Source organism: Salsuginibacillus kocurii DSM 18087, assembly GCF_000377705.1.
Lineage (GTDB): Bacteria > Bacillota > Bacilli > Bacillales > Marinococcaceae > Salsuginibacillus > Salsuginibacillus kocurii.
Genome location: NZ_KB898623.1, coordinates 393292 through 402583, shown reverse-complemented (window position 1 = coordinate 402583; position 9292 = coordinate 393292). Strand labels below are relative to the sequence as shown.

General features: G+C 43.0%; 11 protein-coding genes and 2 other annotated features. Of the genes, 9 read left to right on the top strand and 2 right to left on the bottom strand.

The window, feature by feature from the left end:
* Nucleotides 1–232: 232 nt before the first annotated feature.
* The 7 genes from ytxC (at nt 233) to D469_RS0101990 (ending at nt 6166) form a co-directional block, all read left to right on the top strand.
* Nucleotides 233–1141, top strand: a complete 909-nt coding sequence (gene ytxC, locus D469_RS0102025; RefSeq protein ID WP_018921691.1) for a sporulation protein YtxC — start codon at nt 233–235, stop codon at nt 1139–1141.
* 60 nt (nt 1142–1201) lie between these two features.
* Nucleotides 1202–1429 (top strand) — a binding site (T-box leader).
* Between the two features lie 188 nt (nt 1430–1617).
* Complete coding sequence (thrS, locus tag D469_RS0102015; protein WP_018921689.1) at nt 1618–3567, top strand: threonine--tRNA ligase; 1950 nt, start codon at nt 1618–1620, stop codon at nt 3565–3567.
* 129 nt (nt 3568–3696) lie between these two features.
* Nucleotides 3697–3826: a sequence feature (ribosomal protein L20 leader region), on the top strand.
* Between the two features lie 117 nt (nt 3827–3943).
* The gene (gene infC / locus D469_RS0102010; RefSeq protein ID WP_018921688.1) at nt 3944–4489 is read left to right on the top strand and encodes a translation initiation factor IF-3; all 546 of its coding nucleotides are present in this window, start codon (nt 3944–3946) and stop codon (nt 4487–4489) included.
* Between the two features lie 51 nt (nt 4490–4540).
* On the top strand, nt 4541–4738 hold the full coding sequence (gene rpmI / locus D469_RS0102005; RefSeq protein WP_018921687.1) for a 50S ribosomal protein L35: 198 nt from the start codon (nt 4541–4543) through the stop codon (nt 4736–4738).
* Nucleotides 4739–4775: 37 nt separating this feature from the next.
* Nucleotides 4776–5132 (top strand): 50S ribosomal protein L20, encoded by a 357-nt coding sequence (gene rplT / locus D469_RS0102000; RefSeq protein ID WP_018921686.1) that lies wholly within the window; start codon nt 4776–4778, stop codon nt 5130–5132.
* A 160-nt stretch (nt 5133–5292) separates the two neighbouring features.
* On the top strand, nt 5293–5550 hold the full coding sequence (locus D469_RS0101995) for a DUF1294 domain-containing protein (RefSeq protein ID WP_018921685.1): 258 nt from the start codon (nt 5293–5295) through the stop codon (nt 5548–5550).
* A gap of 37 nt (nt 5551–5587) precedes the next feature.
* Nucleotides 5588–6166, top strand: a complete 579-nt coding sequence (locus D469_RS0101990; RefSeq protein WP_018921684.1) for a TVP38/TMEM64 family protein — start codon at nt 5588–5590, stop codon at nt 6164–6166.
* Nucleotides 6167–6267: 101 nt separating this feature from the next.
* Here D469_RS0101990 and D469_RS0101985 read toward each other — a convergent pair whose 3' ends face one another.
* Entirely contained in the window at nt 6268–6642 is a 375-nt protein-coding gene (locus D469_RS0101985) for a hypothetical protein (protein ID WP_018921683.1), read from the bottom strand.
* A 415-nt stretch (nt 6643–7057) separates the two neighbouring features.
* Here D469_RS0101985 and D469_RS0101980 point away from each other — a divergent pair, with 415 nt between their 5' ends.
* Both D469_RS0101980 and D469_RS0101975 read left to right on the top strand, forming a co-directional pair.
* Nucleotides 7058–7537: a dUTP diphosphatase gene (locus D469_RS0101980; RefSeq protein ID WP_018921682.1), complete on the top strand. Its 480-nt coding sequence runs from the start codon at nt 7058–7060 to the stop codon at nt 7535–7537.
* A gap of 98 nt (nt 7538–7635) precedes the next feature.
* Entirely contained in the window at nt 7636–8721 is a 1086-nt protein-coding gene (locus D469_RS0101975; RefSeq protein WP_018921681.1) for a M42 family metallopeptidase, read from the top strand.
* Between the two features lie 308 nt (nt 8722–9029).
* On the opposite strand, the gene sspI is transcribed toward D469_RS0101975, so the two are convergent.
* Nucleotides 9030–9236 carry a small acid-soluble spore protein SspI gene (sspI, locus tag D469_RS0101970; RefSeq protein ID WP_018921680.1) on the bottom strand — a complete coding sequence of 69 codons (207 nt, stop codon included), beginning with the start codon at nt 9234–9236 and terminating at the stop codon, nt 9030–9032.
* Nucleotides 9237–9292 lie beyond the last annotated feature (56 nt).

Sequence of the window (9292 nt, the reverse complement as noted above, 5' to 3'; positions counted from 1 at the left end):
CTCCGCTATTCTTGTCTAGCTCTGCGGGCTAACGACTTGAGATCTCTTTCTCCCACCCTGCGGCGGCAACAGCCTCCTCGGTGGGAGAGAAGAGCTCTTCGTCGTTAAGCAACCCCGCTCCGCTTTTCTTTTTGTCATGTTTGTTTAGTTTGTCCCATACACATAAATCAGATTGATTCAGCTTGCTTTGGTATACAGCCTACCGACGTTAAGGCAAGGGGGAACAGAACACGTGCTAGCTATTGAATGTGTAAGTAAAGAGGATACACAACGAATGTTTGTTGTATTTGAAAGGTACCGTCAAGCATTTATTCAAAATGGGCTTGATATGTGGAACATGGAAGCTGTCGGCCAAGAATTGCGCTGCCAATTTCAAGGGAATGAATGGGAGTGGGAACAGAGCATTCTTCCGTTTTTTGCTGCTTTATTAACGGACCAGTGGATCAAACAGAAAGAAAAGCAGGCGATGAAGGAGATGCTTGAACACGATTACTCCTTAATCGACCCGGTGGAGCAACGGCAAGTGATGGATGTTGCCATAGCTATCTTAGAAGGACAGAGGCCGGATATTCCCATTCATCAAGACCTCGAAGACAGGAGAACTGCGCTTTATATGGAATTGCTTCAACAGCTTAGAAAAGGAAATTTGCTCAGTAAAGCTTCTTTTTTTACATTTCGTACGACGCGGTATAAAAGCGTGCTTGATCGCGTCCTGGCCGAAGCATTTAAGGAATACCAAATGGAACAGGAATATCAATCTGATGTAGAGAGGCTGCGAACGTATTTGAAAACCGCACTCCCAGTTATTAATCATGTGTATGGATATTATGACGGGGCCTGGTTGTTTACAAATGAAACCGGGATTGCAATTGATGCAGCTGAGCGTAACCAGCATTTAGTTCCTTCCCTTGTATTTGAACAAGGGATTCCGTTTGACGAGATGATTATTAGTCCGTTAGTCAGTATAGCCCCTCACACCCTAACCATTCACGCTACTGAAATGACAGCGGTTCTAAAAACGATTCAAGCGGTATTCCAGGAGCGCTTGATTTTAAAAGGACCAGCTGCTACTGACTTGCCTTTTCAGTCTTCAGGTCAAACGCAGTTGCCACGTGGGGATCAGTTCCAGGATGAGAACTAGAAGAAATGACTTGATTTATTAGAGACTTCTTTCTATAATATCAATCAGGACAACAAGCGATGAAAAGTGATGAAGAGGACATGGGGTATAAGGAAGCGTTCCCAGAGAAGAGAGTCAGCGGCTGGAAGCTCTCAAACGGCTTTTTATATCTTACCACCTCCGAACTGCTGTTTTGAAAAATAAAGTAGAAACAGACGTTGACTGGGCGTTAACCAGTTTCAAGCGGCTTTAGTCAGTGCGAATGGCAAAGCAAGCAGGGTGGAACCACGGATAACATTCGTCCCTCATATACATGAGGGGCGAATGTTTTTTTGTTCGAGCAACATATACAAGCTTTGCAGACTATGTTCATAAATGAACGGAAGAAGCCTGGTATTTAGTGGGCACAGTTTTGCAAAAGAGACAACTTGTAAAGTCAATCTTCCTCGCTTGAGCGCTTGGATTTTAAGATATATAGAAAGAAGGAGTGTTTACAGGTGGCAGAAGAAGTACTTATTACGTTTCCGGATGGGAATCAAAAATCCTTTCCAAAAGGTGTAACCACTGAAGAAATTGCAGCTTCCATCAGCCCGGGGTTAAAGAAGCAAGCAGTGGCTGGAAAATTAGATGGAGAGATGATCGATTTTCGCCGGCCGATTGAAGAGGATGGGACGATTGAAATTGTGACACTTAAGTCAGATGATGGCGTAGAAGTTCTCCGCCACAGTACAGCTCATGTGATGGCTCAGGCCATTAAGCGGCTGTATAGTGAGGTTTCGCTTGGGGTTGGCCCGGTCATTGAAGATGGGTTTTACTATGACATTTCAATGCCGCACACGATTACCCCGGAAGATCTCGAAGCCATTGAAAAAGAGATGCAGAAGATTGTAGATGAAAACCATGAGATCGTTCGTAACCCTGTCGGGCGCGAGCGCGCAAAAGAAATCTTTGCTGAAATTGGGGATGAGTTAAAGCTCGAATTGATCGATGACATTCCTGAAGGTGAAGATGTTACGATTTATGAACAGGGTGAGTTCTTTGATCTCTGTCGCGGTGTTCATGTTCCAAGTACTGCAAAGATCAAATCGTTTAAACTAATGAATATCTCTGGAGCTTACTGGCGCGGGGATAGTGATAATCAAATGCTGCAGCGCGTTTATGGAACAGCCTTCCCGAAAAAAGAAGAATTGGAAGAGCATTTGCACCTGTTAGAAGAAGCAAAGCAGCGCGACCATCGTAAGCTTGGGAAAGAGTTAGATATTTTCGCGATCAGCCAAAAGGTTGGGCAAGGCCTGCCGCTTTGGCTGCCAAACGGAGCCACAATTCGCCGGACGATCGAACGCTACATTGTCGACTTGGAAGAACGCCTCGGCTACGATCATGTATATACGCCGGTGCTTGGGAGTGTAGACCTTTATAAAACATCAGGGCATTGGGATCATTATCAAGACGACATGTTTCCGCCAATGGAAATGGATAATGAAGATTTGGTTCTTCGTCCGATGAACTGCCCGCATCATATGATGATTTATAAGCAGGACTTGCACAGTTACCGGGAGCTGCCAATCCGGATTGCCGAACTCGGGATGATGCACCGCTATGAAATGTCCGGCGCTTTAGCCGGCCTGCAGCGAGTGCGAGCGATGACCTTAAATGACGCTCATATTTTCTGCCGCCCTGACCAAATGAAAGAAGAATTTCTCCGTGCTGTAAAACTCGTGCAGAACGTTTATAAAGATTTTGGGCTGAATGATTATTACTTCCGCCTTTCTTATCGCGACCCAGAAGATAAAGAAAAATACGTGGATAACGACGAGATGTGGGAGCAGGCGCAAGCGTTGCTGAAAGAAGCTATGAACGACCTCGGTGCCCCATATGTTGAAGCATATGGTGAGGCTGCTTTCTATGGTCCGAAGCTTGACGTGCAAGTGAAAACAGCGCTGGGCAAAGATGAGACGCTCTCCACGGTTCAGCTGGATTTCCACTTGCCGAACCGCTTTGATCTCACTTACGTGGGTGAAGACGGCGGAGAACACCGTCCAGTCGTGATCCACCGCGGCATCGTTTCGACAATGGAACGATTTGTAGCATTTTTAATTGAAGAGTATAAGGGTGCGTTCCCAACCTGGCTGGCACCTGAACAAGTACGGGTAATTCCTGTATCTGCTTCGGTTCACTTGGATTACGCGAAAAAAGTAGAAGATACGCTGCGTGAAGCGGGAATCCGAGTCACAACAGATGTCAGAGATGAGAAAATTGGTTATAAGATTCGCGAAGCACAAACGAAAAAAATCCCGTACATGTTAGTGCTTGGGGACAAAGAAATTGAAGCAGAAAGTGTAAATGTACGGAAATACGGAGCGCAGGATTCGGATACAGAGCCACTTCAGGATTTTGTGGCACGTCTGCAGACCGAAATCAAGACGTTCTCTTCAAATGTGCAATAACACTATTGTTAAATTTGATAGAATAATATCCACATGATTTTAATAGAGAAGCCAGTGAAAACGAGGCATGAGTTGACAGGGACAAAGGCGTATGATAAATTATTAGAGGTCAAAACAAGTTACTAGAACCAAAGCAAGCAGAAGCGCCCGCTTCTCACCTGTTCGACGCTTACGCAGTTGACTGGTCTGGTTGAAATCGAAATGTTCTTTTGATGGATACAGGTGGGTGCCGTGTGGGTACCCACCTTTTTGTGTTTTTCATTCTGTGTGAAGGGCAGCGCTCCTTTCAGAGAATGAACATGAGAAAAGTAGGGTCTTCGTGCTTATGAAGCTTTGATTCACAATTCGTTGGAGGTGGCTCATTATTCGTAATGATGTGAAGCTTAATGAGGGGATCCGGGCACGAGAAGTGCGCCTCATTGATGCCAATGGAGATCAACTCGGTGTGAAACCGAAGAATGAAGCATTGGAATTGGCTAAAAACGCAGACCTTGATCTTGTTCTTGTGGCGCCGAATGCCAAGCCCCCGGTATGCCGGATTATGGACTATGGCAAGTATCGGTATGAGCAGCAGAAAAAAGATAAAGAAGCTCGCAAGAAACAGCAAACGATCAATGTAAAAGAAGTGCGTTTAAGTCCGAATATTGAAGAACACGACTTCAATACAAAGCTTCGGAATGCTAGAAAGTTTTTGACTAAAGGAGATAAAGTAAAAGCTGCGATCCGTTTTCGGGGCCGGGCAATTACTCACTCTGAAATTGGCAAAGACGTTTTAGAACGTATGGCAAAAGAATGTGAAGACCTTGCGAATGTAGAGACAAAGCCTAAGATGGAAGGCCGAAGCATGTTTTTAATACTTGCGCCTAAGCCTGATAAGGACAAAGATAAAAATAAAGAAACTGACTCTAAAGGCGAGAAATAATATATTTTTCGCGACTTCGCAAGTTAATCGTTGAAAAGGAGGAAATGTATCATGGCTAAAATGAAAACACACAAAGGCGCGCAAAAGCGTTTCAAAAAAACCGGAACAGGAAAAATCAAGCGCAACCATGCATTTACTAGCCACTTGTTCCGTAACAAGACGAAGCAGCAAAAGCGTCGTCTTGCCAAGCAGCGTGTGATGCACGAGACTGACCAGAAGCGTATTGAACAACTTCTACCTTACAAATAATTAATTGACTTAAATAAAAAGCAAGGAGGGTTTGACGATGCCAAGAGTAAAAGGTGGTTTTACCGCTCGTCGTCGCCGTAAAAAAGTATTGAAATTAGCAAAAGGGTACCATGGTTCCAAGCATCGCCTGTTCCGTACCGCCCAGGACCAGGTTCGTAAATCCCTAGAATATGCTTATCGCGACCGTCGCCAGCGTAAACGTGACTTCCGTAAGCTGTGGATTACTCGTATTAATGCAGCAGCTCGCATGAACGGCTTATCTTACAGCCGTCTTATGCACGGACTAAAGCAGGCGGACATTCACATGAACCGCAAAATGCTGGCTGACCTAGCAGTAAATGATGAAAAAGCATTTGCTGACCTAGCTGAAAAAGCAAAAGCAAATTTAAAATAACGTTTATAAAAGACGCCGCTAGCGGCGTCTTTTTCAAAGAGAAAATGGTAAACGTTTGCTGCCCTGTGTAATGAATGGAATCACAAAGTGGTTAATGCGCGTGTGAGAGGTTTTTTACCGCGCTTTTGTAAAACATGAAAAGAAGAAAAGAGCCTTGCATATGATAGTATGGATTGTCCTTGGTACTTTAAATCTAATGAGTTTCAGCTTGATGGGTTTTGATAAGAGGCAGGCAAAACGCCAAAACATGAGAGTTCGTGAACGGACATTATGGAGTTGGACGATCTTTGGAGGAAGCTTCGGAGTATTAATGGGTATGTATTTATTTCGCCATAAAACGAAGCATCTTACTTTTTTAGTCTTCGTACCTCTAATGGTTTTGCTGCAAGCGTGCCTATTACTCTATATAGCCTACTAACAGGGTGGTTTTCATCAAGAAAGGGGGGCGCGCGCGTATGGAAACAGAACTTGAAAGTTTTCTTATGTATATTGAAAACAGCGGTTGGCTCGCCCCACTGCTTTTTATTGTTCTTCATGTCGTCCGCCAGATTCTCTTTATCCCCGTTGTAGCTGTATGTATCTTAGGCGGCATTTTATTTGGTACCTTTTATGGCACCATTTTTTCAGTGATTGGATTAACGCTTGTAAGTTTGGTTTTCTATGGACTCGTCCAACGTGTGCCTTGGTTAAAAAAGAAGATCTCTATGTGGAAAACACGCTGGATGAAAGATAAAGAAGAATTAAATTTAACTCAAATTTTAATTTTGCGTACAATGCCTTTTATTCATTTTCATCTTATGAATGCTTATTTGCTAGAAATGAGTAAGAATGTACGAGAGTTCACGAAACTTTCCTTGATTGCCAGTGTTCCACCTGCCGTGATGTATACTGCTTTTGGCCATGTAATTCGCGAGCTGCCATGGTATGTATCAATCGGATTAGTACTTATTCTTGTCATTATATTTTTGCTATCTCGAAACAAATCATTACAATATAAGGTGCGAACGTGGCTTCCGGGACGGGCTTCCTCGTGAGTGAACAAGAAAAAGCTTGCAAGGTATTGTTTTACCTGCAAGCTTTTCTTGTTCTCTAGGTGGTAAAAGAAGAAGTAAAAATTGAATGCTGATTAGAGTGCTTAAGTTCTTAGTAATTCTTTCACTGGGCTTTTCCACTCAATTTCTGCGTGAGGATAGTGAGAGAGGATTTCTTGTTCAATAAAATGAAAATCTTCCTTCGCTAGTCCTTTTAGTTCTTGATTGCTTTTTGACCAAACGGAAATGCGCACTACTTCGAAGGCTTGTTCTGTCCGTCCCAAATACTTTTCTCCTTCAAACATTACACCATTATATGTGACTAAAAAATTTTTCCTTACGTTTTTACGTTCATCATAAAAATAAAAATGCTTTCGTTCATGAGCTAATTCAAGTTTGCGTTTAGGATTCATGATATATTTGATAACAGCATAAACCAAAATCGCGAGAGCAATGAAAATAAGAAGACGAAGTATCAATAGTGGCGGCCTCCTTTCTACACGCACAAATTACATCTAGTTCTTCTTTCTATTCTATACGAAAATTCTTTATTTGTCGTTTCAAAACACAGGCTGTTTTTAATCAGCTTTGTAAAAAGTCTTTGTGTTGTTGAAAAGAAACATAGCATAATCAGCGACTAAGTAACGGCGCTGCTGAAATGTCAGTATTTAGCTGAGAACGATCAGTGAATTGGCACGAATGAATAGTAAAGAATCATTTTCCCCATAGGGTGGGCTTTCCCGAGGAGCCTGAAGCGGTGCGCGCGCGGAAATGCCCCTGAAGGGAATTTTAAAAAGGTCTCACTTAGTAAATAATCTTACGCTTAGATAGCGAAGTTGGCTGATTTATTCACTAAGCCTATAAAATATACTTAAGTAAGAAAGGATGAATTATATGAACGAGTTGTTTGCCTTGCAAAAAACATTAGATGATCGGATTTTAGAAGAGCACGGTTTAAGAAGGGAAGATCTTTTTAAAGAAAAAATACTTGCCCTGCAGGTAGAGATGGCCGAATTGGCAAATGAAACCCGCTGCTTCAAATACTGGAGCACTAAACCAGCTTCTGACCGTGATGTCATTTTGGAGGAATATGTGGATGGCCTGCATTTTATTCTCTCATTAGGAATTGACAGGGGAGTAACTGAAGACATGCCTTCTCCTGAGACTGTTCCTTCTTCCTTGACTGAAGCTTTTTTAGTTTTAAATAAAACAATTAGTACATTTGCTGAGGCAAAAGATCATTCCACGTATCAAAGCTTGTTCCAATCCTATCTTGAACTTGGCCAGGCCCTGGGATTTGCTCAAGAAGAAACAATCAATGCGTATCGGGAAAAAAATGAAACGAACCATCAGCGCCAGAATGAAGGCTATTAAAAAGGTTTGAGAAACGAAACAATTACCGGTATACTAAAAATTAGAATATTTCTTCTGATTTTAGAGAAACTATTTAACCTACATAAGGGGGAAACTGAATGACTGCCTATGATGAAACACTAACTATGCTTAAAGACTTAACGGATGCTAATGGGGTTCCGGGAAATGAAAAAGAAGCGCGCGAAGCGATGAAGAAATACATTGCACCTTATGCAGATGAAGTTACGACAGACGGTCTTGGCAGCTTGATTGCTAAAAAGACAGGTCAAACTGGCGGGCCAAGAATCATGGTAGCAGGCCACCTTGACGAAATTGGTTTTATGATTACACATATCGATGAAAAAGGGTTTTTGAAGTTTCAAACTGTTGGGGGCTGGTGGGAACAAGTTATGCTCGCCCAGCGTGTAAATGTGATGACAAGAAAAGGGAATATTACTGGCATTATTGGGTCTAAGCCTCCACATATTCTTCCTGCAGAACAGCGGAAAAAAACAATAGAGAAGAAAGACATGTTTATTGACATCGGTGCTTCAAGCCGTGAGGAAGCAGAAGAGTTCGGGGTGCGTCCAGGCGATTCGGTTGTGCCGATTTGTGATTTTGAAGTGATGAATAATGAAAAATTATTAATGGCCAAAGCATGGGACAACCGCATCGGCTGTGCTATTGCAATTGAAGTGCTTAAGCAGCTAGAAGGAGAGGCGCATCCGAATGAAGTCTACGGCGTCGGTACCGTTCAAGAAGAAGTAGGGCTGCGCGGGGCACGCACTTCAGCGCACGCCATCCAGCCTGACATCGGCTTCGGCGTGGATGTAGGTATTGCTGGTGATACACCAGGCGTTACAGAAAATGATGCTCGCGCCAAAATTGGAGAAGGACCGCAAATTCTCGTTTATGATGCATCCATGATTTCTCATAAAGGGGTAAGAGAGTTTGTGCTAGAGACGGCTGAAGAAGCTGAGATTCCATATCAGTTTGATGCGATGTCAGCGGGAGGTACAGACTCCGGGGCTATTCACTTAACAGCCAACGGTGTGCCTGCTCTCTCCATTACTGTTCCTACTCGTTATATTCACACGCATGCAGGCATTTTGCATCGGGATGATTTCGAGCATGCGGTTAAGCTAATTGTAGCAGTAATTAAAAAATTAGATCGCGAGACCGTTGACCGGATCACACTTGACTAAGTTTTAATCAGGTTGTTTTCGCTCAACATTTAAAGGAACACAAGGCAGTCGTCTAGCGCGATAACGACAGCTCCTCCCTTAGTGTCTGTGGTGAAAGCCTGTGACTACAGCTTAAAGAGCCTCATTCACCTTTAAAAGCAGCAAATTGCGAGAAACTAGCCTAAAAAAAGGAGCTTGCCGAACGTTTGTATAGGATACGTTCGATAAGCTCCTTTTTTACATAAATCATGCGGTAAGTGCACACCTGAGTGAAGACAACACAGGTGCTGCTTACATATCAATGTCAAGACATGGGGAACAAAGCTGCATTATGAAAGGCCTTGAGTAATGGATTGGACAAGTTCATTTCTTTTCTGTTCTTCTGCTTCATTCCAATACACCTCTAACAGGACGCCAAGACCGGGAAGCATTTTTTCCTCTTTTCTCGAAATCGCATCCTCAATCGTGGCCGTAATTTCTTCTTCACTGCTTCCAGAAACGTTTTGAAGCACGGCTTGCCGGATGTTGATATCCATGTTTTTCTCCTCCAATTCTCGTGTATAATAACGTAGAGTGTTTTTCACGATTAGCT

Bases quoted from the DNA above. Each gene is read 5' to 3' on its own strand.
- D469_RS0101995 (WP_018921685.1), top strand. From the start codon at position 5,293: ATGATAGTATGGATTGTCCTTGGTACTTTAAATCTAATGAGTTTCAGC.
- D469_RS0101980 (WP_018921682.1), top strand. From the start codon at position 7,058: ATGAACGAGTTGTTTGCCTTGCAAAAAACATTAGATGATCGGATTTTA.
- rpmI (WP_018921687.1), top strand. From the start codon at position 4,541: ATGGCTAAAATGAAAACACACAAAGGCGCGCAAAAGCGTTTCAAAAAA.
- D469_RS0101990 (WP_018921684.1), top strand. From the start codon at position 5,588: ATGGAAACAGAACTTGAAAGTTTTCTTATGTATATTGAAAACAGCGGT.
- sspI (WP_018921680.1), bottom strand. From the start codon at position 9,236: ATGGATATCAACATCCGGCAAGCCGTGCTTCAAAACGTTTCTGGAAGC.
- D469_RS0101975 (WP_018921681.1), top strand. From the start codon at position 7,636: ATGACTGCCTATGATGAAACACTAACTATGCTTAAAGACTTAACGGAT.
- rplT (WP_018921686.1), top strand. From the start codon at position 4,776: ATGCCAAGAGTAAAAGGTGGTTTTACCGCTCGTCGTCGCCGTAAAAAA.